Source organism: Streptomyces sp. NBC_01092 (assembly GCF_045039535.1).
Classification (GTDB): domain Bacteria; phylum Actinomycetota; class Actinomycetes; order Streptomycetales; family Streptomycetaceae; genus Streptomyces.
Genome location: NZ_CP108659.1, coordinates 6,740,170 through 6,766,413, shown reverse-complemented (window position 1 = coordinate 6,766,413; position 26,244 = coordinate 6,740,170). Strand labels below are relative to the sequence as shown.

Annotated in this window: 25 protein-coding genes; 18 read left to right on the top strand and 7 right to left on the bottom strand. The window is 70.1% G+C overall.

Annotation, left to right across the window (positions count from 1 at the left end; all coding sequences use genetic code 11):
- Positions 1-111: 111 nt before the first annotated feature.
- On the bottom strand, positions 112-2,142 hold the full coding sequence (locus OG254_RS30950; RefSeq protein ID WP_405588131.1) for a thioredoxin domain-containing protein: 2,031 nt from the start codon (positions 2,140-2,142) through the stop codon (positions 112-114).
- 226 nt (positions 2,143-2,368) lie between these two features.
- Here OG254_RS30950 and OG254_RS30945 point away from each other — a divergent pair, with 226 nt between their 5' ends.
- The 3 genes from OG254_RS30945 to OG254_RS30935 all read left to right on the top strand — a co-directional run bounded on the left by OG254_RS30945 (position 2,369) and on the right by OG254_RS30935 (position 8,079).
- Positions 2,369-3,277 (top strand): helix-turn-helix transcriptional regulator, encoded by a 909-nt coding sequence (locus tag OG254_RS30945; protein WP_405588128.1) that lies wholly within the window; start codon positions 2,369-2,371, stop codon positions 3,275-3,277.
- A gap of 183 nt (positions 3,278-3,460) precedes the next feature.
- Positions 3,461-4,555 (top strand): hypothetical protein, encoded by a 1,095-nt coding sequence (locus tag OG254_RS30940; RefSeq protein ID WP_405588125.1) that lies wholly within the window; start codon positions 3,461-3,463, stop codon positions 4,553-4,555.
- Positions 4,556-4,878: 323 nt separating this feature from the next.
- Positions 4,879-8,079 carry a tetratricopeptide repeat protein gene (locus OG254_RS30935; protein ID WP_405588123.1) on the top strand — a complete coding sequence of 1,067 codons (3,201 nt, stop codon included), beginning with the start codon at positions 4,879-4,881 and terminating at the stop codon, positions 8,077-8,079.
- A gap of 30 nt (positions 8,080-8,109) precedes the next feature.
- Here the strand turns inward: OG254_RS30935 and OG254_RS30930 are convergent, their stop codons facing one another.
- Both OG254_RS30930 and mca read right to left on the bottom strand, forming a co-directional pair.
- Positions 8,110-8,367, bottom strand: coding sequence for a hypothetical protein (locus OG254_RS30930; protein ID WP_405588121.1), 258 nt, complete (start codon positions 8,365-8,367; stop codon positions 8,110-8,112).
- On the bottom strand, positions 8,360-9,220 hold the full coding sequence (gene mca, locus OG254_RS30925) for a mycothiol conjugate amidase Mca (protein ID WP_405595281.1): 861 nt from the start codon (positions 9,218-9,220) through the stop codon (positions 8,360-8,362). The genes OG254_RS30930 and mca overlap by 8 nt, the downstream gene beginning before the upstream one ends.
- 168 nt (positions 9,221-9,388) lie before the next feature.
- Between mca and OG254_RS30920 the strand changes: the two genes are divergently transcribed.
- The 4 genes from OG254_RS30920 to OG254_RS30905 all read left to right on the top strand — a co-directional run bounded on the left by OG254_RS30920 (position 9,389) and on the right by OG254_RS30905 (position 12,422).
- Positions 9,389-9,787 (top strand): DUF4307 domain-containing protein, encoded by a 399-nt coding sequence (locus OG254_RS30920; protein WP_405588118.1) that lies wholly within the window; start codon positions 9,389-9,391, stop codon positions 9,785-9,787.
- A 211-nt stretch (positions 9,788-9,998) separates the two neighbouring features.
- Positions 9,999-10,499, top strand: a complete 501-nt coding sequence (gene greA / locus OG254_RS30915; RefSeq protein ID WP_405588115.1) for a transcription elongation factor GreA — start codon at positions 9,999-10,001, stop codon at positions 10,497-10,499.
- 221 nt (positions 10,500-10,720) lie between these two features.
- The gene (locus OG254_RS30910; RefSeq protein ID WP_405588112.1) at positions 10,721-11,782 is read left to right on the top strand and encodes a glycoside hydrolase family 19 protein; all 1,062 of its coding nucleotides are present in this window, start codon (positions 10,721-10,723) and stop codon (positions 11,780-11,782) included.
- A 229-nt stretch (positions 11,783-12,011) separates the two neighbouring features.
- Positions 12,012-12,422, top strand: coding sequence for an RlpA-like double-psi beta-barrel domain-containing protein (locus OG254_RS30905; RefSeq protein ID WP_405588109.1), 411 nt, complete (start codon positions 12,012-12,014; stop codon positions 12,420-12,422).
- 119 nt (positions 12,423-12,541) lie between these two features.
- On the opposite strand, the gene OG254_RS30900 is transcribed toward OG254_RS30905, so the two are convergent.
- The 3 genes from OG254_RS30900 to ilvA form a co-directional block, all read right to left on the bottom strand.
- Positions 12,542-13,342, bottom strand: coding sequence for an ABC transporter permease (locus OG254_RS30900; protein WP_351188947.1), 801 nt, complete (start codon positions 13,340-13,342; stop codon positions 12,542-12,544).
- Positions 13,339-14,319, bottom strand: coding sequence for an ATP-binding cassette domain-containing protein (locus tag OG254_RS30895; protein WP_405588105.1), 981 nt, complete (start codon positions 14,317-14,319; stop codon positions 13,339-13,341). Before OG254_RS30895 ends, OG254_RS30900 begins: the two co-directional genes overlap by 4 nt.
- 196 nt (positions 14,320-14,515) lie before the next feature.
- Complete coding sequence (gene ilvA / locus OG254_RS30890) at positions 14,516-15,745, bottom strand: threonine ammonia-lyase (protein WP_405588103.1); 1,230 nt, start codon at positions 15,743-15,745, stop codon at positions 14,516-14,518.
- A gap of 163 nt (positions 15,746-15,908) precedes the next feature.
- Between ilvA and OG254_RS30885 the strand changes: the two genes are divergently transcribed.
- From OG254_RS30885 to OG254_RS30875, 3 genes are all read left to right on the top strand, one after another.
- Positions 15,909-16,415 carry a MarR family transcriptional regulator gene (locus OG254_RS30885; RefSeq protein ID WP_351188938.1) on the top strand — a complete coding sequence of 169 codons (507 nt, stop codon included), beginning with the start codon at positions 15,909-15,911 and terminating at the stop codon, positions 16,413-16,415.
- Positions 16,416-16,641: 226 nt separating this feature from the next.
- Positions 16,642-17,154 carry a sigma factor-like helix-turn-helix DNA-binding protein gene (locus tag OG254_RS30880; RefSeq protein ID WP_187284275.1) on the top strand — a complete coding sequence of 171 codons (513 nt, stop codon included), beginning with the start codon at positions 16,642-16,644 and terminating at the stop codon, positions 17,152-17,154.
- On the top strand, positions 17,151-17,399 hold the full coding sequence (locus OG254_RS30875; protein WP_405588099.1) for a hypothetical protein: 249 nt from the start codon (positions 17,151-17,153) through the stop codon (positions 17,397-17,399). Before OG254_RS30880 ends, OG254_RS30875 begins: the two co-directional genes overlap by 4 nt.
- Before the next feature lie 22 nt (positions 17,400-17,421).
- Here the strand turns inward: OG254_RS30875 and OG254_RS30870 are convergent, their stop codons facing one another.
- Positions 17,422-18,576 (bottom strand): cystathionine gamma-synthase, encoded by a 1,155-nt coding sequence (locus tag OG254_RS30870; protein ID WP_351188931.1) that lies wholly within the window; start codon positions 18,574-18,576, stop codon positions 17,422-17,424.
- A gap of 284 nt (positions 18,577-18,860) precedes the next feature.
- Here OG254_RS30870 and OG254_RS30865 point away from each other — a divergent pair, with 284 nt between their 5' ends.
- The 8 genes from OG254_RS30865 to OG254_RS30830 all read left to right on the top strand — a co-directional run bounded on the left by OG254_RS30865 (position 18,861) and on the right by OG254_RS30830 (position 26,168).
- Positions 18,861-19,979 (top strand): hypothetical protein, encoded by a 1,119-nt coding sequence (locus OG254_RS30865; protein ID WP_405588096.1) that lies wholly within the window; start codon positions 18,861-18,863, stop codon positions 19,977-19,979.
- A 156-nt stretch (positions 19,980-20,135) separates the two neighbouring features.
- On the top strand, positions 20,136-20,801 hold the full coding sequence (msrA, locus tag OG254_RS30860; RefSeq protein ID WP_405588094.1) for a peptide-methionine (S)-S-oxide reductase MsrA: 666 nt from the start codon (positions 20,136-20,138) through the stop codon (positions 20,799-20,801).
- On the top strand, positions 20,794-21,120 hold the full coding sequence (locus OG254_RS30855) for a hypothetical protein (RefSeq protein WP_405588091.1): 327 nt from the start codon (positions 20,794-20,796) through the stop codon (positions 21,118-21,120). Before msrA ends, OG254_RS30855 begins: the two co-directional genes overlap by 8 nt.
- Before the next feature lie 353 nt (positions 21,121-21,473).
- Positions 21,474-22,760: an ATP-binding protein gene (locus OG254_RS30850; RefSeq protein WP_405588088.1), complete on the top strand. Its 1,287-nt coding sequence runs from the start codon at positions 21,474-21,476 to the stop codon at positions 22,758-22,760.
- Between the two features lie 343 nt (positions 22,761-23,103).
- Positions 23,104-23,697, top strand: a complete 594-nt coding sequence (locus tag OG254_RS30845) for a DUF4291 domain-containing protein (RefSeq protein WP_405588085.1) — start codon at positions 23,104-23,106, stop codon at positions 23,695-23,697.
- Positions 23,698-23,909: 212 nt separating this feature from the next.
- Positions 23,910-24,395: a hypothetical protein gene (locus OG254_RS30840; RefSeq protein WP_405588082.1), complete on the top strand. Its 486-nt coding sequence runs from the start codon at positions 23,910-23,912 to the stop codon at positions 24,393-24,395.
- Positions 24,396-24,482: 87 nt separating this feature from the next.
- On the top strand, positions 24,483-25,160 hold the full coding sequence (locus OG254_RS30835) for a HEAT repeat domain-containing protein (RefSeq protein WP_405588079.1): 678 nt from the start codon (positions 24,483-24,485) through the stop codon (positions 25,158-25,160).
- Positions 25,161-25,163: 3 nt separating this feature from the next.
- Complete coding sequence (locus tag OG254_RS30830) at positions 25,164-26,168, top strand: MerR family transcriptional regulator (RefSeq protein ID WP_405588076.1); 1,005 nt, start codon at positions 25,164-25,166, stop codon at positions 26,166-26,168.
- The last annotated feature ends 76 nt before the right edge of the window (positions 26,169-26,244 follow it).

The window sequence follows — 26,244 nt, the reverse complement described above, 5'->3', positions numbered from 1 at the left end:
TCTGTGAAGTCCGCAGGCCGATTCGATGAAGAGCGCGTTTCATCACAACGGGCCCCGAGAGTGAGCAATTCGAACACCGGCTGCGTAACCACCCCGCCGCCGGCCTCCGTTTTACCTGCTCAGAGCGGTCCGCAGCCGTTCCGGATCGGTGGTCGGAGCGTCGCAGGTGAAGTTACGACAGACGTAGGCGGCGGGTTGGCCCTGCTGCAGGGGGCGGTCAACGAGGAGCGGGAATTCGCCACTCTCCGGAGTGCCCGCGGCCACGACCGCGCCCGGCGCGGTGCCGAGAAGCGCCGTGTGGTGCAGGGCCTTTGTGGCGGGGTCGTCCATCGTCGGCCCCACGACCGCGACCTCCCGCGGCCCGTCGAGATTGGCCTCGGCGACCGCGAGCCCCCAGCCGATGAAGCGGGGCACACGCGGACCGAGGGCCTTCACGACGCCCAACGCCTTTTCGGCGGCGGTGCGATGCGGCTCGGCACCGGTCTGCGCGGCATAGCTCAGCAAGGCGCCGGCCGCCGCGGTCCAGCCGGAGGGGGCGGCGTTGTCGGTCGGGTCCTGGGGACGGCGGATCAACTGCTCGGCGTCGGCAGCCGTGTCGTAGAGGGCACCGGACTCCTCGTCGACGAAGCGGGCGAGCACGTGGTCGAGCAGGAACCCGGCGAAGTCCAGCCAGACGCCCTCGCCGGTGACGGACGCGAGCGCGAGGAAGCCCTCGGCGACGTCGGCGTAGTCCTCCAGCACGCCGGTGTGCGCGCCGACCCGGCCGTCCTTGCTGGTGCGGGCGATGCGGGCGTGGTCGTCGAGGTGCAGCCGGACGAGGAGGTCGGCGGCGCCGAGGGCCGCGTCCACGAGGTCGGGGCGGTCGAAGTAGGCGCCGGTCTCGGCGAGGGCCGCGATCGCGAGGCCGTTCCAGGCGGCGACGATCTTGTCGTCCCGGCCGGGGGCGGGGCGCTCACCGCGCTTGTCCAGCAGCCGCTGCCGTACGGACGCGATCTTCTCGGCGTCGAACAGCTCGTCCTGCTGCGGGAGTTGCAGGACGGAGGCGCCCTGCTCGAACGTGCCCTCCTCCGTCACGCCGAAGTGCCGGGCGGCGAGTTCGGCGTCGTCGGCTCCCAGGACCTCGCGCAGTTGCTCCGGCGTCCAGACGTAGTACGCGCCCTCGACGTGCTTGCCGGTTCCGTCATCGCTGTCGGCGTCGAGCGCGGAGGCGAACCCGCCCTCGTTGGTGCGCAGTTCACGCACCATGAAGTCGGCGGTCTCCAGCGCGACGCGGCGGGCGAGCTCGGAGCCCGTGGCGCGCCAGAGGTGGGCGTAGACGCGGCACAGCAGGGCGTTGTCGTACAGCATCTTCTCGAAGTGCGGCACGACCCAGTCCCGGTCGACGGAGTAGCGCGCGAACCCGCCGCCGAGCTGGTCGTAGATCCCGCCGCGCGCCATCCGCTCACAGGTGTCCTGCGCCATCTGCAGCGCGCCCTCGGCGCCGGTCCGCGCGTGGTACCGCAGCAGGAACTCCATCACCATGGACGGCGGGAACTTGGGCGCGCCCCCGAACCCGCCGCGCTGCGGGTCGTACTCCCGGGTGAGCCCGAGCAGCGCCTGCGCCAGCTCCTGCTCGCCGGGGGCCTCGGGTCCGCCGTAGGAGATCTCCCGCCCGGCGAGATCCCGGACGATCTTCCCGGCCACCTCGGCGACCTCGTCCCGCCGGTCGACCCAGGCGCTGCGCACGCCCTCCAGCACCTGCCGGAAGGACGGCATGCCGGAGCGGGGGGTGGGCGGGAAGTAGGTGCCGAAGTAGAAGGGCTCGGCGTCCGGGGTGAGGAACACCGTCATGGGCCAGCCGCCCTGGCCGGTGGCCGCCTGGACGGCCTCCATGTAGACGGCGTCCACGTCGGGGCGTTCCTCGCGGTCGACCTTGATGCTGACGAAGTGGGTGTTGAGGTAGTCGGCGGTCTCCTGGTCCTCGAAGGACTCGTGGGCCATGACGTGGCACCAGTGACAGCTGCTGTATCCGACGCTGAGCAGGACCGGTCTGCCGCTCTTACGGGCCTCCTCGAAGGCCTCGGCCGCCCACGGCCACCAGTCGACGGGGTTGTCGGCATGCTGCAGCAGGTACGGCGACTGGGAGGCGGCCAGGCGATTCATACCAACATCGTCGCACGCTGAGGACCGCCCGGCCCAGCACATCAGGTCGGGAGTCAGGGCTCCCGGAGGGTCTCGGGCGCACCTGCCGACACGCGCCGCGGCGATTGGCGTGAAGCCGCAGGCGCCACGTGCGCACGCGACTTCGCGCCTGCCGGTCCCAGGGGCATTCGTGCCTGCCAGTCTCAGGGGCAGGCTGGACGCGGGGAGCCTGGCCATACTCGGTCACATGGACGAGACAGCGCACGGCAAGTCCCTCCTCGGCGATTTTCTGTCCGGGCGTCGGGCACAGTTGAAGCCGGCGGACGTGGGGTTGCCGGACTACGGCGATCGGCGGCGGGTGCCGGGGCTGCGGCGTGAGGAACTGGCCCAGCTGGCCGGTGTCAGCGTGGCGTACTACACCCGGCTGGAACAGGGTCTGTCGCTCAACGCCTCTCCGCAGGTCCTCGACGCGCTGGCCACGGCTCTACGGCTGGATGACGAGGAGCGGCGCCACCTGCACACCTTGTCCGGAGATCCCCGGCAGAGCCGCCGCCGGCTCCCTGCCGAGCGTGTCACCGCGGCGATACGCCAACTGGTGGATGCCTTCGGGGACTCACCCGTGGTCGTCGTCGGCCGGCGCTCGGACGTCCTGATGTGGAACCGCGCCGGACATGCCCTGTTCGCCGGGCACTTGGCCCCGGACAGCCCGGATCAAGCGGCCACGCGGCCCAACACCGCCCGGCTGATCTTCCTGGACGCCCACACGCGGGACCTGTACGTGGACTGGCCCAGGAAGGCTCGGGACGTGGTGGGCAAGCTGCGGCAGGCGGTCGGCGAATATCCGCACGAGCCGCATCTGGCCTCCCTCATCGGCGAGTTGACCATGCGCAGCCCGCAGTTCGCCACGCTGTGGGCCGAGCACCGGGTGCGCGCCTGGGGCATGACCGAGTACCGGATGCGCCATCCGATGGTCGGGGAGCTGGACGTGCTGCAGCACTCACTCCCGGTGCCCCAGGGGCAGGGGATCCGGGTGGTGGTGACGACGGCGGCGCCCGGCTCCGCCTCCCAGGCGGCGCTGCAGTTGCTCAACCAGACCCTTCAGCCCGCGACAGGCATGTCGGCAACCGCCCGCTTCGTTCCTCCCGTGCACCCCTGATCCGGCCGTCCGGCCGTCGCATCACCACAGTCCCCTCAGAGCGTCACGCCTGAACATCACCCGGCACCCCCCGGCCCGAGGCCGGCAGGGGGTTCCCCGGGGGCCTCGTCACGCCCCTTTCCAGCCACCGATGACCGCGGTACACGCCGGCCCCAACCCTTCCAAGGAACAAGGACAATGAAAATGAAGAAGACGAAGCTGAAGATCGCCATCGCGGGCGCGGCAGTTGTCGCTGTCGCGGCCACCGGGACGGCGTTTGCCATGAGCGGTTCCTCTACCAGCACCGGCTCCGGATCCGGCTCCGAGCGGCCCCGGATCGAGCAGAGCAAGCAGAAGACGCCCAGCCAGAAGACGCCCAGTGTCATCAAGGCCGACGGCGCCAATGCGTTCCCGCACTCGCTGGACTTCGCCGCGGGGTCGAAGACGTTCTTCGCCGGCTCACTGAAGCACGGCAAGGTCTACGCCTTCGGCCCGGACGGAAAGGTGCGCACCCACATCGACGACCCGGAACTGGTGTCGGCGCAGGCCGTCGTCGCCGACACCAAGCGTGACCGCATCCTGGTCAGCAATGTGGACTACGGCCTTGCCGACCGTTCCCGCAAGAACGCCCCCTTCCGCATCGCCGGGGTGGGCAGCTACGACCTGGACAGCGGGAAGCAGGACTGGTGCGTCGACCTGACCGCAGTCGCCCTCGACGGCAAGCAGCACCTGATCTCCGACGTGACGGTGGCGCCCGACGGCACCGCCTACGCCGTCGACGAGCTGACCCCGACGGTGTTCCGCATCGACCGCAAGGGCCGCGCCTCGGTCTTCCTGCGCAGCGACCTGCTCCAGGGCACGCTGGACATCCCCAACTTCCTGAACGACGTGGGGATGACAGCGGTGGATTGGGTGGAGGGAAACCAGCTGATCATCGCCATGGCCGACGGCTCCCTGGTACGCGTGCCCGTCCGGCATCCCGAAAAGGCGCAGCAGGTGAAGCTCTCCGCGCCGCTGGCGTCCCCCGCGGCCGGCATGCGGCTCCTGAAGGACGGCTCGATCGCGGTGGTCAGCAGCGGTCTGCTGTCCGGCAAGCCCGCCCAGATCCAGCGGGTGGAGCCCCGCAACGGCTGGAAGGAAGCCACGGTGAAGGTCACCGACACGGTCAACGATCCCATCACCAGCGACGTGACCGCGGGACCGGGCGGGACGACGTACGCGCTCAGCGGCGGGCTGGCCGACCTCCTCGCGGGCAAGCCCAACGACGGGTTCGCCCTGACCCCCGTCAAAACCGGCTGAGCCGACGGCCGTTCCCCGGACGACCTGCGGCGGCCGCTCCCGCGGCCCGTCCCGGAGCCGGCATCGTGCGGTAGCCCCCCTCCCCCCGGGCGGGCTACCGCATTCCCGTTCAGGTCGTTGAACGAGCGGCGGTTGGCCGCGTCCACCGCGACGTCGGCCGACGAACTCGGCCTTTCGCGCCCGCGATCACCCCAGCCACCGCCCCCTTTGCGGCAATTCACCGTGCCCGCAAGGTGATCGAAGCCCGTTCGCCCCCTCGCCCCGATGCGCGGTCCGCAGCACACTTGACCAAGAACGCCATTGCCGCCGGAGGGGGACGTCACATGCGGGACAGCCATCGGACCGATGCCGAGCGGCTGTTGGCCCGGGCCGTGGAGGAGGAGGTGCGGCGCTCGGGCGGCCGTACCGAGGGGCAGGTGCTGCTGTCGCGGGCGCGCGGCGAGCTGGACGCCATGGCGCAGGCGGCGGCCGAGGAGTACGAGGCGTACACCCGGGCGCTGGACGAGGCGGAGGCCGGCCGGCTCACGTTCGGGCAGCGCTTCGCACGCGAGGGCGGTGCCACGCCGCTGATGGTGGCCGGCGTCGCCGCGCTCGCGGCCGCGGTGTCCGACCTGGCGCTCGGCACGAGCACGGTGACGGCCGTCGGCGCGGGTGTCACCGTCGGTGTCGTGGGCGCCGCGGCGACCGTCGTGAAGGTGGCCGGCACGCATCTGCCCGCCGCGCACCACCGCGCGGGCGCCGTCGGCCAGCCCGGCGGCCCGCAGCAGCTGCGCCTGCAGTGGCTGACGGCGCTGGAGGTACGCGGCATCCGCCCCTTCCTCGACCAGCAGCGGGTGCTGAGCGCGTCCACCGGCCCGAAGAAGACGGGGCCGCGGCTCAGGGGCACCGACAAGAGCGCCGCCGCGCGGGGCCGCAATGTGCTGGAGCAGTCGTTCGCCCAACTCCCCGAGCCGATGGGCCCGTTCGCGGGTCGCCGGCCGGAGATGGCCCGCATCGGGCAGTGGGTGCAGGCGGCACGCGCGAGTACGGAGACCAAGCCGACGGTCGTCGTCCTGCACGGCCCGCCCGGCAGCGGCCGTACGGCACTGGCGATCCGCGCGGCCCACGAGCTGAAGGACCAGTTCCGCGGCGCGTGCGTGGTGGACCTGCGCGGCGACACCGCGGAGGAGCCGCCGCTGTCGACGAGAGACGCGCTGCTGCATCTGCTGAACCGTTTGGGCGCCCCGCGCGAGCAACTCCTGTTCCGGGAGCGTTCATCGGCGGACCAGCAGGTCAAGCGGCTCAGCGAGCTCTACCACCAGCACCTCACCGGCCTCCCGGTCACCGTCGTACTGGACGACGCCTCGGACGCGGCGCAGGTCCGCACCCTCGTCCCCGAACGCTCCGACAGCCTGGTCCTGGTCACCTCCCGTGAGCCCCTCGACCTGCCCGCGGATCTCGCCGCCTGGGTGCACCAGCTTCCGGTGGAGGCGCTGGACGCGGCGGGCGCGGAGGAGCTGCTGACCGCAGCGGCGCAGGATTCCTCGGGCCCCTACGACGCCGAATCCGCCGACCTGATCGGGCAGTTGTGCGGCGGCCTGCCGCTGGCGCTGCGCATCGCGGGCTCGTCGCTGGGCCCGCGCTCCCCGCGCACGCTGGCGACGGATCTGGGCGCGTACGGCCCGGTGGAACCGATCGAGCGGGTGCTGTGGCTGCGCTACACCGACCAGTCGGACATCGCGAGGAGTCTGCTGCGCAGGCTGGCGCTCGCGGGCCGGGCGTCGCTGGGTGCGGCAGCGGCGGCGTCGCTGCTGGCCACGGACGAGGCGGAGGCGACCCGTCATCTGGTGGCGCTCGCCCAGTCGGGCCTGATCGACCACGTCCGCGGCAACCGCTACCGCCTGCACGACCTGGTCCGTGCCTTCGCCCAGGCCCGCCTCCTCGACGAGGAGGAGCCGGCGGAGCGCACGGCGGCGCAGGAGCGGCTGATCGTGAACTACGCCGATCTCGCCGATTCGGTGCTGCGGCTGGTCGACGGCAACATGTCGACCCGCTCGGACCGCTTCAGCCCGCACGGCTTCACCTCGCTGGACGACGCGCTGCGCTGGCTGGACGACGAGTCGAGCTTCATCACGGCGGCGCTCCGGCACACGGAGGACGCCAACCAGGCGGCCGTACTGAACCTGCTGGGCGCCCTGTGCGACTACTGCCTGCTGCGCGGCGACCTCTACCGCCTCGGCGAGATCAGCGAGCTCGCGCAGGCCGTGGACAAGGGCCTGCTGGTCCGCTCGGTGCAGTGGCGGACCGGCATCGCGGCCCGCCAGCTCGGCGAACTGGACAAGGCCCGCGCGACCCTGACCTCGGTGGTCGAGCTCTACATGGAGGCCCAGCACGACGCGGGCGCGGCCCGTGCCCTGTGTTCCCTCGGCATCACCCTGCACCACCAGGGCAACCTCACCGAGGCGGCGACGAAGCTCCGCGAGGCCCTCGACCTCCAGTCGGCGCCCGAGCTGGCGACGGACCGCGCCTGGACGATGCACGCGCTGGCCGCGGTGGAACGCGACCGGGGCCGGATCGCCGAGTCCCTGGACCTGCTGACCGAGTCCCTGTCCCTGCACCGGGCCGGCGAGTCACTCCACGGCGAGGCGTGGGCCCACTTCCAGCTGGGCCAGCTGGGCCTGCGGATGGGCGACGTACCGCGGGCGGAGGAGGACCTGCGGGCGGCCCTGGATCTGTACGGCCGTACGCGCGACGCCCGCGGCGAGGCCTGGGCCCTGACCCAGCTGTCCCGGGCCCGGCTGGTCGCCGGTGACCCGTCCCCGGCGGTGGACGGACTGCGCCAGGCGGCCTCCCGGCACCGCGACAACGAGGACGCGCGCGGCGAGGCGTGGTCCCTGTACTACCTGGGCCAGGCCCTGGAGGAGACGGGCAACCTGGACCTCGCGGTACGGGAGCTGGAGCGGTCGCGGACGATGTTCTCGCGGATGCGTGACGTGTACGGGCTCGCGTGCGCCCGGCACCACTCGGCGCGGGTGACGCGCGACCAGCGGGCGGCGCAGACGGGTTCCCTGCGCAACAGCGGTTTCGCCCGGCAGCTGTTGGTGGACGGCCGGGCCGACTTCCAGCGCATCGGCGTCGCGCACGGCGAGGCGTGGACCTGCCTGGAGCTGGCGGTGGTGGACGCCGGGAACACCCGCACCCAGCAGGCGCTGGCGCTGTGCGACGACGCGGTGGGGCTGTTCGCGTCCTACGGCGACCGGCGCGGCGAGGACTGGGCCCGCTTCCTGCGCTGCACCCTGCTGCCGTACGCGGCCCCCGGCGGTGTGGACGTCGGCACGGCGGTGGCGCAGGAGGAGCTGGCCCAGCTGTCCCGCACCGGCCATCCGCTGCGGGACGCGAAGCTGGACGACTACGTCGAGGCGTACCAGCTCCTGCTCGAACGCGGCGTGAACCTGGAGGCGGGATGGCAGGCCTGGCGGCTCGGCATGGTGCCGAACCGCCACGCGCGCGAGGTCATGGGGGTGGCGGCGGCCGCCCGGCACTGACGTATGCCGGGCCCCCGGGGACCTTCGCCCTCAGCCCTGCTGCGGCTTCGCCGCGCCGGTCGCTTCGGCGGTGTCCCCGGAGTCTGCCTTCGGATCCGGGGCCTCCATGAACTCGACCCTGTTCATGTGGCGGTTCATGGACTTCATCAGGCCCCAGACCGCCAGTGCCATCACCGCGAAGACGATGAAACCGAGGACGCCGGGGGTGACCTTGTCCTCGTCCACCTCCTTGGCGAGGGTGGCGAGCTGTGTCATTGCCAGGCTTGCGCTTGCGCTCATGTCAGGCATTGTCGCGGATGCCCGCAAAGAGGTCGTCCTCGGGGAGGGAGGTATCGACGAGGGACTTCGCGAGCTCGTACTCCTCGGTCGGCCAGACTTCCTTCTGGAGCTCCATCGGGACGCGGAACCAGCCCCCGTCGGGGTCGATCTGCGTGGCGTGGGCGATCAGGGCCTTGTCGCGGATCTCATAGAAGTCGGCGCACGGAACATGCGTGGTGATCGTGCGCGCGACGCGCTCGAACTCGTCCCAGCGCTTGAGCCAGTCCCCGTACGGCGACTCCAGGCCGCGGTCCAGCATCGCGTGGTGCAGCGCCTCGGTGCGGGGGCGGTTGAAGCCCTGGTTGTAGTAGAGCTTCTGCGGCTGGTACGCCGGGCCGAACTCCGCCTCCGGGAACTTCTCGGCGTCCGCCGCGCCCTCGAAGGCCACCATCGAGATCTTGTGGGTCATGATGTGGTCGGGGTGCGGGTAGCCGCCGTTCTCGTCGTAGGTGGTGATCACCTGGGGACGGAAGCGACGGATCTGCTTCACCAGCTCACCGGCCGCCTTGTCGACGTCCTCCAGGGCGAAACAGCCCTCCGGCAGCGGCGGCAGCGGGTCGCCCTCGGGCAGGCCGGAGTCGACGAAGCCGAGCCACTCCTGCTTCACCCCGAGGATCTCGCGGGCCTCGTCCATCTCTTTCTTGCGTACCTCGTGGATGTGCTCCTCGATGTACTTGTCGTGCTGGAGCTTCGGATTGAGGATGGAGCCGCGCTCCCCGCCCGTGCAGGTCACGACCAGCACGTCCACCCCCTCGGACACGTACTTCGCCATGGTGGCCGCGCCCTTGCTCGACTCGTCGTCGGGGTGGGCGTGCACGGCCATCAGTCGCAGCTGGTCAGTCAAGACTCAATCCTCATAGTCGGCGCCCCGGTGTGCCCCGGTGCGATCGGCGGCTTCTATAGTGACCGAATCGAGGGGCGGATAATTCCGCGGTACGGCCCCCAGGCCCCTCTTTCGGGACATCGGTCCCGCCCGGCGGAGAGGACGATCATGAGCACGGCGAGCACGCGGCTCCCCGAGGGCCGCTACGGCCGCTCCTCGGACGCACGCGCCGACCGCACGCTCAAGCTCGTCGGCGCCGTCCTCGGGGCGCTGCTGCTGGGACTGATCGGCTATTTCGCCTATCACTACGTCGGCCAGAACAAGATCAGCGCCGAGGTGATCGAGTTCGACGCCCAGAAGGACGCGGTGAAGGTGCATCTGGAGGTCCGTAAGGACGCCGGCGCCTCCGGCTACTGCACCCTGCGCTCCCAGGCGGAGAGCGGCGCCGAGGTGGGCCGGGCCGACTTCCGCTTCGACGGCGACGCCACCCGGATCGACAAGGTCGTCACGCTCCGCACGACGTCCCAGGGGACGACGGCCGAACTGCTCGGCTGCCACGCCGGCTGATCCGGTCGACCGGATTCGACCGCACTTGACCGGCACCGACCGGGTTCTCCCTGAATACGTAAGCGCTGACCTGCGTTGATGCGATTCTGATGGCTTATGTCCTCCCCCTTCGGCCTTTGAATTGTTAGGCTCGTGGTTTCGCCCTTCCATGAAGGAACATCCTTCTGGGTAGGGCGATGCTTTGTATTCCCAGTACCTACGAGGAGCACCTGTGACCCAGACCAGCGAAGACGTCACCTGGCTCACGCAGGAGGCGTACACCAAGCTCAAGGACGAGCTGGAGTACCTGTCTGGTCCCGCGCGCGCCGAGATCACCGTGAAGATCGCGGCCGCACGCGAGGAGGGCGACCTGCGCGAGAACGGCGGGTACCACGCGGCCAAGGAGGAGCAGGGCAAGCAGGAGCTCCGCATCCGCCAGCTGACCCAGCTCCTGGAGAAGGCCAAGGTCGGCGAGGCTCCGGTGTCGGCGGACGGTGCGGTGGCGCCCGGCATGGTCGTGACGATCGCCTTCGACGGCGACGAGGACGACACGACGACGTTCCTGCTCGCCTCGCGTGAGTACGCGAGCTCGGACATCGAGACGTACTCGCCGCAGTCCCCGCTGGGCTCCGGCGTGATCGGCCACAAGGTCGGCGAGGACGCGGACTACGAGCTGCCGAACGGCAAGACGGCCTCGGTGAGGATCCTGAAGGCCGAGCCCTACAACGGCTGACCCGGCCACCTCTCTTCCACGAAACCCCTGGCGCCTCCCGGCGCCGGGGGTTTCGTCATTCCGTGACCGAGACCGCGGTCGGCGGGTTCTCGACGTGCCCTACTTGTGGTCTACTCCAATGGAATCGCTCCCATGGAATGTCATGCACAGGACATCCAGAGCGTTGCCGCACCGCCGCACCACGCCCACGTTCACTTCTCACACTTCTACGGAGTCACTGGATGAGAACGCACCGCATCGCGGCCTTTCTGGCCTCACTGCTCGCCCTCGTCGGCATCCTGACCCTGGCGCCGGCCTCCCCGGCAGCCGCCGCCGGAGCCTGCGACACCGCCCCCGGCTGGGCCGCGGGCGCCTGGTACCCGGCCGGCACCGTCGTCCGTTTCAACGGCGGCTTCTACATCGCCGAGCACGACAACCCGGGCTACGACCCGACGATCAGCACCTGGTACTGGGACCCGTTCAACTGCGGCGGCGGTGGCGGTGGCGGCGACTGCCCCTCGGCTCCCGCCTGGGCCGCGGGCGCCTGGTACCCCGCGGGCAGCATCGTCCGCTACACCGACGGCCTGCTGTACATCGCCGAGCACGACAACCCGGGCTACGACCCGATCATCAGCACCTGGTACTGGGAGCCGTACAACTGCGACGGCGGCAACCCGCCGTCCGGCGGCTTCCCGGTCAGCGAGGCGCAGTTCAACCAGATGTTCCCGAGCCGCAACGGCTTCTACAGCTACCAGGGCCTGATCGACGCGCTGGGCGCCTACCCGGGCTTCGCCAACACGGGCAGCGACGAGATCAAGCGCCGCGAGGCGGCGGCCTTCCTCGCCAACATCAGCCACGAGACTGGCGGTCTTGTGCACATCGTCGAGCAGAACACCGCCAACTACCCGACGTACTGCGACTGGGGCCGCCCCTACGGCTGCCCGGCCGGCCAGGCCGCGTACTACGGCAGGGGCCCGCTCCAGGTGAGCTGGAACTTCAACTACAAGTCGGCCGGTGACGCGCTCGGCATCGACCTGCTGAACAACCCCTGGCTCGTCCAGAACGACTCGGCCATCGCCTGGAAGACCGCGCTGTGGTACTGGAACACCCAGACCGGCCCGGGCAGCATGACCGGGCACGACGCCATCGTCAACGACCGTGGCTTCGGCGAATCGATCCGCAGCATCAACGGGTCCGTCGAGTGCGACGGCAAGCACCCCGACCAGGTGCAGAGCCGGGTGAGCTCCTTCCAGTGGTTCACCCAGATCCTCGGCACGTCCACCGGCGGAAACCTCTACTGCTGACCTGCCCTGGGAGAAAGCTCATGAACGTCCGTACGCACATGGGCAGTTGGGCGGCCACGCTGCTCGGCACGGTGTCTCTGGCGTTGTGGGGGGCGGGGACCGCGACCGCGGCCGTCCCCGTGGACCAGCCGCGCGACGGAAGGATGACGTGGTACGACGCCGTGGGTTACGGCTCGTGCGGGACACCGATCGACGCGGCGAACGAGGACCTGGTCGCCGTGTCGTCCGCATGGTGGACGGCCGCCAACCCAACAACGACGACCTCTGCAAGGGCGTGTTCGTCGAGGTCTCCTACAACGGCCGGACGATCACGGTGCCGGTCCGCGACAAGTGCACCGGCTGCGCACCGGAGCACCTCGACCTCAGCAAGCCGGCCTTCCAGAAACTCGCTCCTCTCGACGCGGGCGTGGTCAACGGCATCACGTGGAAGTTCGTCGGCAGCGGCGGCGGGGACGTGCCCACCGAACCGGGTGACCCAGGCTGCGCCGGCCTGCCCGGCTGGGACGCGGGACGGTCGTACGTCCCGGGTGACACGGCCGCCTTCGAAGGCCGCCGGTATACGGCGACGTACTACTCCACCGGCTCCGTCCCCAGTGACCCTGCCTCGTGGGCCGTGTGGAGGCTCGACGGCCCCTGCTGATCCGGGCCGCTCGAACACCGCTGTTCACGCAGGTCGTTCACCACGGAACACCCGAGGGTGTTCTGTTCCGAAGGCCCCTCCGTGTTGGAGGGGCCTTCGCGAGCAGGATCCGGAAGCCGTCAGCCCGTCGCCCGGCGGTACTTGCGGACCGCGAGTGTGCGGAAGGCCAGGATGATCACGACCGACCAGATCAGCGAGGCCCACACGGGGTGTTGCATGGGCCAGGCGTCGGGCGTCTTGAAGCCCGGGGGAAGGTTGCCGAACAGCTCGCGGCATGCCTGCACGGTGGCGCTGAACGGGTTCCACTCCGCGATGTGCCGCAGGAAGGTGGGCATTTGGTTCGCGTCCACGAAGGCGTTCGAGATGAACGTCAGCGGAAACAGCCAGATCAGGCCGCCCGAGGTCGCCGCTTCAGGAGTGCGCACGGACAGGCCGATGAGTGCGCCGATCCACGAGAACGCGTAACCGAGAAGCAGGAGCAGCCCGAACCCGGCGAGTACCTTGCCGAGGTTCTCGTGCGTGCGCCAGCCGACGATCACGGCGACGACCGCCAGGACGACGAGGGTGAGCGCCGTCTGCACCAGGTCGGCGAAGGTGCGCCCGGTCAGCACCGCACCACGTGCCATCGGCAGGGAGCGGAAGCGGTCGATGAGGCCCTTGTGCATGTCGTCGGCGATGCCCGCACCCGCACCCGCCGTAGCGAACGTGACAGTTTGGGCGAAGATGCCGGCCATCAGGAACTCGCGGTAAGCCTGGGTGGAGGTGGACGAGCCAACCTGGATTGAGCCACCGAACACGTAGGTGAACAGCACCACGAACATAATTGGCTGGATCAGCCCAAAAATGAGCACCTCGGGAATCCGGCCCATGCGAATCAAGTTCCTACGGGCGATGACCGCGGAATCGTTGATGGCGCTCACTTCGCGGCCTCCTTTGTGTCGTTCTCCTCGGTCTTGGTCTCTGCCACATGGCCCGTCAGGGACAGGAACACGTCGTCGAGGGTGGGGCGGCGCAGCCCGATGTCGTCGATCTCGATGCCACGGGTGTCGAGCTCACGGATGACCTCGGCGAGGAGCTTGGCGCCGCCGGTCACGGGCACGGTGAGCTTGCGCATGTGGTCCTCGACCGAGGTGTCGCCCTTGCCGAAGCCGCTCAGCACCTGCGAAGCCGCCTGTATATCGTCGCGCTCGTGCACCACGACCTCGACGCGCTCGCCGCCGGTGCGGGCCTTGAGCTGGTCGGAGGTGCCGGTGGCGATGACATGGCCGTGGTCGACGACGGCGATCTCGTGTGCCAGGTGGTCGGCCTCTTCGAGGTACTGGGTGGTCAGCAGCAGTGTCGTACCGCCCGAGACCAGTTGTTTGATGACTTCCCACAGCAGCTGGCGGTTGCGCGGGTCGAGGCCGGTGGTCGGCTCGTCCATGAACATCACGGGCGGTGAGACCACCAGGGCTGCCGCGAGGTCGAGGCGGCGGCGCATGCCTCCGGAGTAGGTCTTCGCGGGCCGGTCCGCGGCGTCGGCGAGATCGAACTGCTCCAGCAGCTCGACCGCGCGGGCCTTCGCCGCCTTGGCCTTCATCTGGTAGAGCTGGCCGACCATCTGGAGGTTCTCGCGGCCGGTGAGGTACTCGTCGACGGCGGCGAACTGGCCGGACAGGCCGATGGAGCGGCGGACGGCGTCGGGATGCTTGAGGACGTCGACACCGGCGACCATCGCCGAGCCGCTGTCCGGCTGCAGCAGGGTCGTCAGACAGCGGACGGCCGTCGTCTTGCCCGCGCCATTCGGCCCGAGCAGACCCAGGACGGTGCCCTCGGGGACATCGAGGTCGACACCGTCCAGAGCCCTTACGTCACCGAAGGTCTTCACCAGGCCTTCGGCATAGATGGCGCCTGGCATATGAGTCTCCACGTCATGGGGAAAGCATGGGGAAGCATGGGGAAGAAGCCCCGGAAGGCCTAGGTTGGCACTTTTCGCTCATCGCAGTGGTGGAATTACGAGACACACCATAACGCGATGTATCGCGTCTCTCAATGGACTTACCCGAATGAGTGACAAAGAGCCTCCGACCTGGACTTTCGCCCGCCGCGCCGCCTCAGTCGATGACGGTGTAGCCCGCGTCGCGCAGGGCCTGGCCGACCTCGACGCAGTGCACGGGGCCCTTCGTCTCCAGGTGCAGCTCGACCTCCGCCTCCGTGAGCCCGAGCCGTGGGTCGGTCCGTACGTGGCTCACATCGAGGACGTTAGCGTCCACCACTGACAACACCCCCAGAAGTGTGGCGAGCGCGCCCGGCCGGTCCGTCAGCCGCAGACGTACGGCCAGGTAGCGGCCCTGCGCGGCCATGCCGTGCCGCAGGACGCGCTGGAGCAGCACCGGGTCGACATTGCCGCCGGAGAGCACCGCGACGACCGGGCCCTCGAAAGCGCCCGGGTCACTCAGCAGCGCCGCGACCGGACTCGCCCCGGCCGGTTCGACGACCAGTTTGGCCCGCTCCAGGCACAGCAGCAGGGCGGTGGCCAGCGCGTCCTCGGTGACCGTGCGGACCTCGTCCACCAGATCGCCGATGATCCGGAACGGCACGTCACCGGGCCGGCCGACCCTGATGCCGTCGGCCATCGTCACCGGGTTCTCCACCGCCACCGGCCGCCCTGCCGCCAGCGAGGGCGGGTACGCCGCCGCGCCCGCCGCCTGCACCCCCACGATGCGCACGTCGGGCCGCAGCGACTTCACCGCCATCGCGATGCCCGCCGCGAGCCCTCCCCCGCCGATGCCGACGACGATCGTGCGCACCTCCAGGCACTGTTCCAGAATCTCCAGGCCGACCGTGCCCTGACCTGCGATGACGTCCGGGTGGTCGAAGGGGTGGATGAACACCGCGCCCGTCTCGGCCGCGTACTCCTGCGCCGCCGCCAGCGTCTCGTCGACGACCTGCCCGTGCAGGCGCACCTCGGCGCCGTAGTCCTGCGTGGCGCTGATCTTCGGCAGCGGGGCGCCCTTCGGCATGAACACCGTCGAGCGCACGCCGAGCAGCGACGACGCCAGCGCGACGCCCTGCGCGTGATTGCCGGCGCTCGCCGCCACGACCCCCGCCGCGCGCTCCTCCGGCAGCAGCCCGGCGATCCGGACATAAGCACCGCGCAGCTTGAACGATCCGGTCCGCTGAAGGTTCTCGCACTTCAGATGCACCGGCGCACCCACCAACTGGGACAGGTGCCTGCTGCCCTCCATCGCCGTCACCCGCGCCACGCCCGTCAGCATCTTCTGCGCGCCGCGTACGTCGTCGAGCGTGACGGGAGGCAAGGAGTCAGCCGTGCGGTAGCTCATGACACAAGTCTCGCAGTTCACAGGCGCAAGGCCCGGGTGTGACCAAGCACCGAGATGGGTTTCCTCAGCCCCGGTACACCCCGGGTCCGGGCCGCGTACCCTGTCCCCCAACCCAGCACCCCCTTCATGAAGTGAGCCCCCGGCCATGCCCACAACACCTGAAATGTCGATGGACATGACGACCGTCGTTGACAGCGGTCTCCTCGACACGCTGCAGCACGAGGTGGCGGTGTTCGCCCGCCGTGCCGAACAGACCCGGCTCGGTGGGGTCGGGCAGGTGCGCAACTCCATGGACCGCGCCGCATACCTGCTGCTCAACCGCCTCGACAAGGAAGGCCCCATGGGGGTCAAGGCGCTCGCCGCGAGCATGGGGATCGACTCGTCGACGGTCACCCGGCAGGTGGCGCCGCTCGTCGACACGGGGCTCGTCAAGCGGACCTCGCACCCGGAGGACGGGCGCGCGGTGGTGCTCCAGCTGTCCCCGCGCGGGCAGTCGCGACTGGAGGAAGTGCGCTCGTCCCGGCGACAGTTGATGGCCGAGCTGACGCAGGACTGGGCGCCCGAGGAGCGCGAGTCGTTCTGTGCGCTGCTCACCCGCTTCAACACCGCGCTGTCCACCCGGATGGCGGCCCAGGGGATCTCGGGCGCGGAGCCGAACGCGGCGACCTGATCGTCCTGGGCGACCTGATGGTCCTGGGCAACCTGATCGTCCTGAAGGGTTACCGCCCGCACGCATTGCGCGACGGGCACGCGCGTGGGCGCGCGTGATCCGCTCCCGGCTCTTGACCCTGAGCCGTCGCTGGCCTCATATGAAACCGGGTCCTCCTCGTTCGCGGCCAGAATGTCACGTACGCAGCGGGGACGGGTTCCTCAGGACGCGTCAGGCGGGAGGGGCGGTGGGACGACGCAAGGCGGTCCAGGACGCCCGCCGGGACCGGGAGTTCGAGGCGTTCGTCGCGGGCGCGGCCGGGCGGCTGCTGCATGCCGCCACGCTGCTCACCGCGGAGCCGAGGGACGACAACCCGCGCGCGCGGCGCCTGCTGACGCTGTCCCTCGCGCACACGTACGCGTGCTGGGACCGACTGCGCGGTGAGGACCCCTACGACCGGGCCCGCCAGTACCTGGCCACCCGCTTCTCACGAGCCGCCTGGCACCAGTACGGCGGCCTGGGCGCCCTCGGCCGGTCCCGCCCGCACGCAGACGGCCCGCTGGCGAGGCTCTCCCCGCAGGAACGCCTGATCCTGGTCCTGCGGCTGTACGAGGGCGTCGCCGAGGAACAGGTGGCGGCTCTGCTGGGTCTGCCCAGGGAACGCGTGCACGCGATCTGCGACCGGGCGACGGCCACACTGCTGCATCCGCCGCGGGGTCCGGCGCCGAGCGTGCTGGGCGCGAAGGTGGTGTCGCCGTGAACCGTACCCAGCGGGAAGCGGCCGCCCGACGGATCATGGAGAGCACGCCGCCGCCCGTGCCGCAGGAGCTGTACACGGAGGTCGTACGTCGAGGTGGCCGCCTGCTGCGCCGCCGGAGGGTCGTCGTACGGCTGACGTACCTGCTGCTGTTCGCGGCGACGGTGGCGTTCGTGGTGTGGGCGCTGGTGGCCCGCCCGTGGGTGGAGCCGCCGTCGGTGACGACTCCACCCCTGACGGGCTGGTGAAACCTTTCGCTGTGCCCCGGCCCTAGCCGAGCGCCTGCTGAAGGTCCTCCAGAAGGTCATCGACGTTCTCGATGCCCACGGAGAGGCGGACGAGGTCGGCGGGCACCTCCAGGGCCGAGCCGGTCACCGAGGCGTGGGTCATGCGTCCCGGGTGCTCGATGAGGGACTCGACGCCGCCCAGGGACTCGCCGAGCGTGAACACCTTGGCGCGGTTGCAGACCTCGACGGCGGCCTCCTCCCCACCCGTGACCTGGAAGGAGACCATGCCGCCGAACGTCTTCATCTGCTTGGCGGCGACCTCGTGACCGGGGTGCTCGGGCAGACCCGGGTACAGGACGCGCGTCACGCGCGCGTGCCGGGTCAGCATGTCGGCGATCTTCGCGGCGTTCTCGCTGTGCCGGTCCATACGCACCGACAGCGTCTTGGTGCCGCGCAGCACCAGCCAGGAGTCGAAGGGCCCGGCGACGGCGCCCATGGCGTTCTGGTGGAAGGCCAGTTCGTCGCCCAGATCCGGGTCACTGGCGATCAGCGCACCGCCGACGACATCCGAGTGCCCGCCCATGTACTTGGTCAGGGAGTGCACCACCACATCCGCGCCGAGGGACAGCGGCTGCTGGAGATACGGCGTGGCGAAGGTGTTGTCGACGACAAGCTTCGCGCCCGCGTCCCGGGCGATCTGCGCGACGACGGCGATGTCGGTGATGCCGAGCAGCGGGTTGGAGGGGGTCTCCACCCAGACGACCTTGGTCTTCGGGGTGATGGCGGCCCGTACGGAGGCCGGGTCACTGGTGTCGGCGACCGACCACTCCACCCCCCACCGGGCGACGACCTTCGCGAACAGCCGGAACGTGCCGCCGTACGCGTCATTGGGGATGACCACGTGGTCGCCCGGGCTGAGCAGCGTACGCAACAGGCAGTCCTCGGCCGCCAGTCCGGACGCGAACGCAAGCCCTCGACGGCCGCCCTCCAGGGCGGCGAGGTTCTCCTCCAGGGCAGTCCTGGTCGGATTGGCGCTACGGCTGTACTCGTAGCCCCCACGCAGGCCGCCGACGCCGTCCTGCTTGTAGGTCGAGACCTGGTAGATCGGCGGGACGACCGCGCCGGTGAGGGGATCGGCGGTGTTGCCGGCGTGGATCGCGAGGGTCTCGAAATGCTGACTGATGTGCCTGTCGCTCATGAGCACCGAGCGTAGTGCGCGAACGGTCCGGATGCCGGACGGCGGCATTTCACGACGGATACCGGAGCGACGGGGCTGGATTGCGTACCTGTACGGGCCGGTAGTCGCGTACGGCGGGAAGGGGCCGCGGCGGCCCACCCACAAGACAACCGTGAGGCGCTACACGCACCGCCGCCACCGCCACCGCCACCGCCACCGCCACAGAACCCTTTCTCCACAGCCCCCTTTCCACAGGCTCCCGACCTCGTTGGCCATTTGTCGGCGGCGTCTGGAACGCTGGAGGCATGGAGATTCTCTGGGTCCTGGTCGCGCTACTCATGATCGGCTTCGTGCTGGTGCCGCTCATGCGGCGCAGGCGAGGCATGATCGAGCAGGTCCCGCCGGGTCACCCGGACGCCGCGGACCCGGCGAACTACGGCTTCGCACTGCAGGAGGAGCTGGACATCCGCATGCCCGGCCCCGACAAGGACCTGCTGGACGTCCTGGACCTGGTGCAGCGCACCCAGGACTACCGGGCGGCCTCGCAGCTCCTGGCCGGCACCGAGGCGGAGGGCGAGCGCCGCTGGCAGCGCGTGCAGGCCTTCGCTGGCGCCGCCGCGCTGGAGTTGCAACAGCGTCCGGGCGGCGTCAGCGAGTCGCCGGGCGGGCAGTGGCTGCGCGTGTGGCGGAGCGAGCAGCCCAAGGACGCGGGCGGAGCGGCCGTGCACGCGGAGTTCCTGGTGCAGCAGGCGTGGCGCACGGCGACGCCAGGCACGGACGAGTTCCGGATCATCATGGAGGAGGCGAGGTCGGCCTGCGGCGAGGCGGCCCTGCTGGCTCCCGGTGACCCGATCCCGTACATCATCGAGCTGTCGGTCGCGCGCGGACTCGCCTACCCCCGGCCGGAGTTCGAGCAGGTCTGGCTGAAGATCCTGGACCGCGCCCCGGCCCACATGGGCGCCCACCTGGCGGCCCTGCACTATTGGTGCGAGAAGTGGCACGGCTCGCGCCAGCTGGCCAACGAGTTCGCGGAAGCGGCGGCGGCCCGCGCGCCCCAGGGGTCCCTGCTGGCCGCGATGCCGCTGTTCGCGGTCTTCGAGCACCTGCCCGAGGTGAACCTGGTCAGCGGCTTCTACCAGAGCGAGGTCGTGACGAAGGCGATCCACGGCGCGCTGTTCGCGGTGCACGCGGCCCGCCCCGACGACCCGATGCTGGCGCACGTACGCCACCTGCTGGTCTTCTTCCTGGTCCGCGGCGAGCGCTGGGCGGAGGCCATGGACCAGCTGATACACGTCGACGGCCATGTCGGCGCCCTCCCGTGGACGCTGTCCGCCGACCCCGCGGCGGAGTTCGCGGTCTACCGCGCCCTGGCGGTGGCGGGCTACGAAGCGAACGGCGGAAGCCCGGCGACGCTGCCGCACTGAGCAGACGTACGGGTCCCGTGGGCACGGGGCGGAATCCCCGGCCCCGGCCGTACGTTGCAGGCGGGGGAGGCACCCCTGCCGACGCACCGGAGCCGTCGCCCCGGCCCGTGAGACCCGCGAGGCACAAGCCCCGCGAGGCACAAGGAAGGAAGCGTCATGCTCTTCGGCCGTACGCCCGTTCTGCCCACCCCCGAGCAGGCGCTGCAGGGTCGTTCGGAACCGGCCTTCGCGGTCCCCGACCGCCACACGGTCCTCGGCAACCCGCTGCTCGGCCCCTACCCCGAGGGCCTGGAGATCGCGGACTTCGCCCTGGGCTGCTTCTGGGGCGCCGAGCGCAAGTTCTGGCAGCTTCCGGCGGGCGTGTGGACGACCTTGGTCGGCTACCAGGGCGGCTACACCGAGAACCCCACCTACGAGGAGGTCTGCTCGGGCCTCACCGGCCACACGGAGGTCGTCCGCGTGGTCTTCGACCCGAGCGTCGTCTCCTACGACCGCCTCCTGAAGACCTTCTGGGAGTCGCACGACCCCACGCAGGGCTTCCGCCAGGGCAACGACGTAGGCACCCAGTACCGCTCGGCGATCCACACCCACACCCCCGACCAGGCCAGAACCGCCAAGTCCTCCCGCGAGGCCTACCAGAAGGTCCTGACGGGCTCGGGCCACGGCACGATCACGACGGAGATCCTCCCGGCGGAGGGCCGGACGTTCTATGCGGCGGAGGGGTACCACCAGCAGTACCTCGACAAGAACCCGGCGGGCTACTGCGGGCTGGGTGGGACCGGGGTGTCCTGCCCGATCGGCGTGGCCAATGCCGATGGATGAGCGCTCGCGCCTCGGCGGGGACTGGATCTGGGAGGAAAATCTGCGGCCGTTCTGCGAATCGGTCGCGGAGTTCTCGGGCTACGGCTTCGACGACTCGGACTGGCAGGCAGTCGAGAACGCTCTCCCGGCGACAGACGTGGAGAGGCCTGGCGGCTGGTACGACTACCCGCTGTCGGGGCGAGTACCGCTGACGCTTCTAGTCGCGGCCGACCCTGGATCATCAGTCGTCTTCGTCCAGCTCACCGGGGAACCCGATGACCGCACGAGAGCACAGATCGAAGCGGCGTTGCACATCTTCAGCGTGTACAAAGCCAGCTGACTGGGCCGAAACAACCCGCTTCAGGCCGGCCCAGCACCGGAGGCATGGGCGGCCCACAGAGCAGCCAAAATCCCAATATTTGCCGAGTCACGACTGATGCGTGCGCAGATCGCTCCTGGCCCGGGCACGCTCGGCTTCGAGGGAGCGAGACAGATCCTCGAAGTGCGGCCCGACACGCGCACAAGCAGGCTCCTCCCCGCAGACCGGGGCCATGTGGTGGCGATCAACCCGTCTCGGATGGTCGTAGTCGTGATCGTGCTCCTGGTCCTGGTCGTGGCCGGTGCGAGGGGCCTGTTCCGCTCGTCGCCCAGCGCTCCCACAGGGGACAATGGGAGTCCCTCGGGGCAGGTGAGGTGGTGACGATGCCCCCATGGCATCTGCGCGACTATCACGATGACGATCTTGACCAGGCCATCCAGATCTGGGACCAGAGCCGCCGGGCCGACGAGGACCGGGTGTTTCCTGTCTCCGAGGTGATGGCCGCGGCCAAGGCCGGTCAGACGGCGGTGGTCGCGGTGGTCGGCGACGAACTGGTGGGCATGGCCGTAGCGCAGTCGTCCGGCAAGCGGGGGTGGATCCTCCTGGTGGCACTCGCCTCCCGCTGGCGCGAGCGCGGGATCGGCAGCGCTCTCCTCGCCGAGCTCGAACGGCGCCTGCGGGCACTGGGCGTGCGCCACATCAGCGCACTGCTGCCCGCCGGCGCCGCCGGTACGAAGGCTCTGGAGAACTCCGGCTACCGGTCCCGCGACGGCCTGACCTACTACGAAAAGCTCGAACCGCCAGGGGCCGCCAACGCCGACGTCCTCGCGTCACTGGGCGGACGCATGCTGCCCGAAGGGCTGTGGGACGCCATGGCCGGCATGGAGCGGGAGAAACAGGTCGTCGAACGCCGTGTCGTGCTCCCGCTGACGGAGCCTGCGCTGGCCGACCGTTACGGTGTCGTCCCTCCCAAGGCCGTCATCCTGTTCGGCCCTCCCGGCACCGGGAAGACCAGCTTCGCCAAAGCGGTGGCCTCTCGGCTCGGCTGGCCGTTCGTCGAGCTCTTCCCGTCACGGCTCGCTGCCGACACGAGCGAGGGGCTGGCCGCGGCGCTACGGGCAGCCTTCGCGGACCTGGCGGAACTGGACTCGGTGCTGCTCTTCATCGATGAGGTCGAGGAGATCGCCGGCGTGCGGTCCGGGAAGGCGGTCGATCCGGGGCACGGGGTGACCAACGAGTTGCTCAAACTGATCCCTGTCTTCCGCGAGCACGACGCGCGGCTGCTGGCCTGTGCCACCAACTCCGTGCGCTCGCTCGACCCGGCCTTCCTTCGACCTGGCCGGTTCGACTACGTCATTCCCATCGGCCCACCGGACCCGACCGCCCGCGCGGCGATCTGGGCACGCTATGTCAGAGCCTCCGCCGACTCAGTGGACTTCGCCCAACTGGTCAACGCCAGCGAGTTGTTCACCCCGGCCGACATCGAGTTCGCGGCACGGAAGGGTGCGCAGGCAGCATTCGAGCGCGAGGTCACCCACCGAAGGGGCCGACCCGCCACCACCGAGGACTACCTGACCGCCATCGCCGACGTCCGGCCGACGCTCACCGCACAGGCCGTCAAGGACTTCTCCGAGGACATCGAAAAGTTCAGCCGCCTTTGAAACCAGAGCCGGTCCCTGGCCGAGGGCACCGCCCTGCCGGGAACGTGGTCCCCGACTCCTGGCACCAGCAGTACCTTTCGGACACCAAGAACCCGGGCGGGTGCTGCGGGCTGGCGGCACGGGGGTCAAGCTAAGTACCCCGTTCGGGACGAACTGGGGGGCGTCCTGCCCGACGGGTACCGCTCCGGCGCCAGGGGCCACGGGCCGCGGACAAGTAGGCGGTAGTACTGAAGAGTTGCGGCACCTGCAATCCGCACGGTGCCGCCGCCGACCCTCTGCGTCGCGGCGAACGAGAGTCGAAAATCAGTGGCTGCCTGAACCGGCCGACTCCACGCTGTACGCCATGGAAGAACCGCAACGCGGGATCCGTGCGGTCCACTCGGAGTCCACGATCACCGTCTACCAGGCATACCGCCCGGAAATCGGCCTGCCCGCCGCCCGGGACGGCCGTTTCCCGGCCGCGTGGAAGCGGGACAGGATGACGTGGATCAAACCGTCGTTCCTGTGGATGATGTACCGCTGCGGCTGGGGCGCCAAGGAAGGGCAGGAGACCGTTCTCGCTGTCGAGATCACCCGAGATGGCTTCGAGTGGGCGCTGCGCCACGCCTGCCTCTCGAGCTACGTCCGCGGGGTACACCCCGACCGCGCCGCCTGGCAGCGGCAGCTGAAACGCGCGCCCACCCGCGTGCAGTGGGACCCGGAGCGGGACCTGCACCTGCAACCCATGCCGTACCGGTCCCTGCAACTCGGCCTCTCCGCCGAGGCCACACGCCGCTTCGCCGACGAGTGGACAGTCACCATCCGCGACGTGACCCCACTCGCCCACGAGATCCACGCCCTCGTCAGCGGTAGGGACCTGGACTCCGCCGCCCGACTGCTGCCCCAGGAACGCCCCTACCCCCTTGGAGACGAGCTTCTTGCCCACCTACGCGGATGACGGGCCGCTCCACCCGGCAGCCGACTCCGACCCATGGGTCACCTGGCAGCACATGCTCGTAGGGACGGGCGGGTCCTGCCCCATCGGTGTGGCGTCGGCTGAAGGATGAGCAGCGACCTGGACAGAGACCGTCTGTCCGCACTGTGGCAGCGCCAGTTCCCGGAGGGCCTCCGATCGCCCATGAACTGCGCACTGCCTACAGCGACCGTTGGGTGCGCTTCCACAGCCTGCCGGACTCGAAACGCTATCCGGAGAGCGAGGACGAGTACGCCATCGTCCTCCACCGGTACAACACGGTCCTGGACGAACTCTTCGAAGGCACCGATGTCTACGTCATGACCATGGCCTGGTCCTGGGAACCGGACGGACCAGAGCGCCCGCCGCGACGGCATGAGGTACACCCCGAGGGCATCCGGTGGACGACGTTGGCGTACGAGGACGACCCGGACCCCGCATTTCACACCTACACGCACCTCCACGCCGACCGCCGACTCTGGCGACCGGGCATGGTCGACGGCATCCTCCGCGAGGTCGCGGATGACGTACTCAGCGGAGTGATCATCACCGACAGCGGACTCAGCCGCATCCACCACCCCTACGACGGCGGCGCAGACGTCATCGCGACGAGCCCCGAAGACCGGAACCAACTGCGTGACAGCCACCGTGACTGGCTGCCTCGAAACCCCGCCGGCCTTTGAAACGGCAATCGGGGGGCGAAGTCGTCCGTGCGGCTTTGACCTTGACACGGTGGCAAGGCCTTCACTGTTGCCGAGGAGGTGGTCTCGATGACCATGGCGGGACGGGACACGGATGCGATACGAGCGCTCCAGGCACTGGAGGACGACCGTTCGTCCGTGCGGCTGCGGGCGGCTCTGGCGGTCGGCACCGCGCCGGATCCCCGCTTCGTCGACAAGCTCGTCGAGCGATGCGCGATCGAGCCGGAGTTCTTCGTCCGCGACATGCTGACCTGGGCGCTCACCCGCCACCCGACGTCCCTGACGCTCCCCGAGCTGCTCCGCGAAGTCCGCTCGGAGCGGGCGCAGGCGCGCAGCCAGGCGCTGCATACGCTGTCCAAGATCGGGGACCGGCAGGCGTGGCCGGCGATCACGCGGGCGCTCCTGTCCGACGCCGACGACGAGGTGGCGCGCAGCGCCTGGCGGGCCGCTGTCGTGCTTGTGCCGGAGGGTGAGGGGGCCGGGTTGGCCGCGGTGCTGGCGACGCAGCTCGGGCGTGGTGAGCGGGAGACGCAGCTGAGCCTCAGCCGGGCGCTGGTCGCGCTGGGGGAGGTCGTCGTGCCTGCTCTGCGTGCTGCTGCTGCGGCGGCGGCCACTGACCGGCGTGTGCGCACGCACGCGCTCGCCACGGAACGGCTGCTGCGCGATCCGGATGCCGGATTCGAGTTCGCGATCGAGGAGGCGAAGCGCGTGGTGGCTCTCGGTGGGTCCGGCCAGGAGGGACGATAGGAAGTGTTGATCGGTGAGGTGGCGCGACGGTCCGGGGTCAGTGCCCGCATGCTCAGGCATTACGAGTCGCTTGGCCTGTTGCGACCCTCGGGTCGTACGGGCTCCGGCTATCGGGAGTACTCCGGCGACGACATCCGGCGGATCTTCCACATCGAGAGCCTGAGGTCACTGGGGCTGTCGCTGCGTGAGATCGGACGCGCGCTCGACGATCCCCGCTTCACGCCCTCGGCGCTCGTCGACGACCTCATCCGTCAGACACATGAACGCATCGCGGCCGAGACCGAACTGCTCACGCGGCTCCGCCGGATCGATGCCGCGGAACCCGCCGACTGGGAGGACGTCCTCCAGGTCGTCGCCTTCCTCCAGGCACTGGGGTCGAAGAGCGCAGCCGCACGCCAGCGCGCAGCCCTCTCCTCGGCCGGCGACATTCCGGTGCCGGTGGAAGCCCTGGTCGAGGCGGTACTGCGGGAGTCGGAGCCGAACGTCGCCGGAGCCCTTCGATGGGCGCTGGCGCGATCGGGCGACGGCGGCACGGCGCTGCTGGCCGAGGGCCTCGGCTCACCGGTGGCCGCGGTGCGGGAACGTGCCGTTCAGTCCCTCGCGGAGATGCCCGGCGATGAGGCCGACGCCCGGCTGCGGGATGCCCTCGCGAGCCCCGATGTCGTGGTCCGCGGCCATGCGGCTCTGGCGCTCGGGACGCGTGGAGTGGCCGATGCGATCCCGGTGCTCATCGGCATGATCGTGGCGGGAAGGAACGACACCGATGCGGCAGACGCACTGAGCATGTTGGCGAGCGACACCGCGACGGTGGATCGGATCGCCACCGGGCTCGTCGACCGCCTCGCCCACGACACCACTGAAGGGCCTGCACGCGTACGGCTGACCCAGGCGCTGGCGGACATCCCCGGGAGCACGGCTTCATGTGCCCTGGTGGAGCTGTCGCGCGACGGGGACCGTGCTGTTGCGGTGACCGCGGCGTACCTGCTTCAGCTACGCGACGCACGGTGAGGGACGGATCCTCCTGGCGTGCCGCGGACGGCGGAGCCTGTAACAGTCGGACTCCACCGTCCGCCGGGCCGCCTCG

Coding starts and splice junctions, on each gene's coding strand:
- OG254_RS30950 (WP_405588131.1), bottom strand. CDS start 2,142: ATGAATCGCCTGGCCGCCTCCCAGTCGCCGTACCTGCTGCAGCATGCC.
- OG254_RS30945 (WP_405588128.1), top strand. CDS start 2,369: ATGGACGAGACAGCGCACGGCAAGTCCCTCCTCGGCGATTTTCTGTCC.
- OG254_RS30940 (WP_405588125.1), top strand. CDS start 3,461: ATGAAGAAGACGAAGCTGAAGATCGCCATCGCGGGCGCGGCAGTTGTC.
- OG254_RS30935 (WP_405588123.1), top strand. CDS start 4,879: ATGCGGGACAGCCATCGGACCGATGCCGAGCGGCTGTTGGCCCGGGCC.
- OG254_RS30930 (WP_405588121.1), bottom strand. CDS start 8,367: ATGCCTGACATGAGCGCAAGCGCAAGCCTGGCAATGACACAGCTCGCC.
- mca (WP_405595281.1), bottom strand. CDS start 9,220: ATGGCCGTGCACGCCCACCCCGACGACGAGTCGAGCAAGGGCGCGGCC.
- OG254_RS30920 (WP_405588118.1), top strand. CDS start 9,389: ATGAGCACGGCGAGCACGCGGCTCCCCGAGGGCCGCTACGGCCGCTCC.
- OG254_RS30910 (WP_405588112.1), top strand. CDS start 10,721: ATGAGAACGCACCGCATCGCGGCCTTTCTGGCCTCACTGCTCGCCCTC.
- OG254_RS30905 (WP_405588109.1), top strand. CDS start 12,012: ATGGTGGACGGCCGCCAACCCAACAACGACGACCTCTGCAAGGGCGTG.
- OG254_RS30895 (WP_405588105.1), bottom strand. CDS start 14,319: ATGCCAGGCGCCATCTATGCCGAAGGCCTGGTGAAGACCTTCGGTGAC.
- ilvA (WP_405588103.1), bottom strand. CDS start 15,745: ATGAGCTACCGCACGGCTGACTCCTTGCCTCCCGTCACGCTCGACGAC.
- OG254_RS30885 (WP_351188938.1), top strand. CDS start 15,909: ATGTCGATGGACATGACGACCGTCGTTGACAGCGGTCTCCTCGACACG.
- OG254_RS30870 (WP_351188931.1), bottom strand. CDS start 18,576: ATGAGCGACAGGCACATCAGTCAGCATTTCGAGACCCTCGCGATCCAC.
- OG254_RS30865 (WP_405588096.1), top strand. CDS start 18,861: ATGGAGATTCTCTGGGTCCTGGTCGCGCTACTCATGATCGGCTTCGTG.
- msrA (WP_405588094.1), top strand. CDS start 20,136: ATGCTCTTCGGCCGTACGCCCGTTCTGCCCACCCCCGAGCAGGCGCTG.
- OG254_RS30855 (WP_405588091.1), top strand. CDS start 20,794: ATGGATGAGCGCTCGCGCCTCGGCGGGGACTGGATCTGGGAGGAAAAT.
- OG254_RS30845 (WP_405588085.1), top strand. CDS start 23,104: ATGGAAGAACCGCAACGCGGGATCCGTGCGGTCCACTCGGAGTCCACG.
- OG254_RS30835 (WP_405588079.1), top strand. CDS start 24,483: ATGACCATGGCGGGACGGGACACGGATGCGATACGAGCGCTCCAGGCA.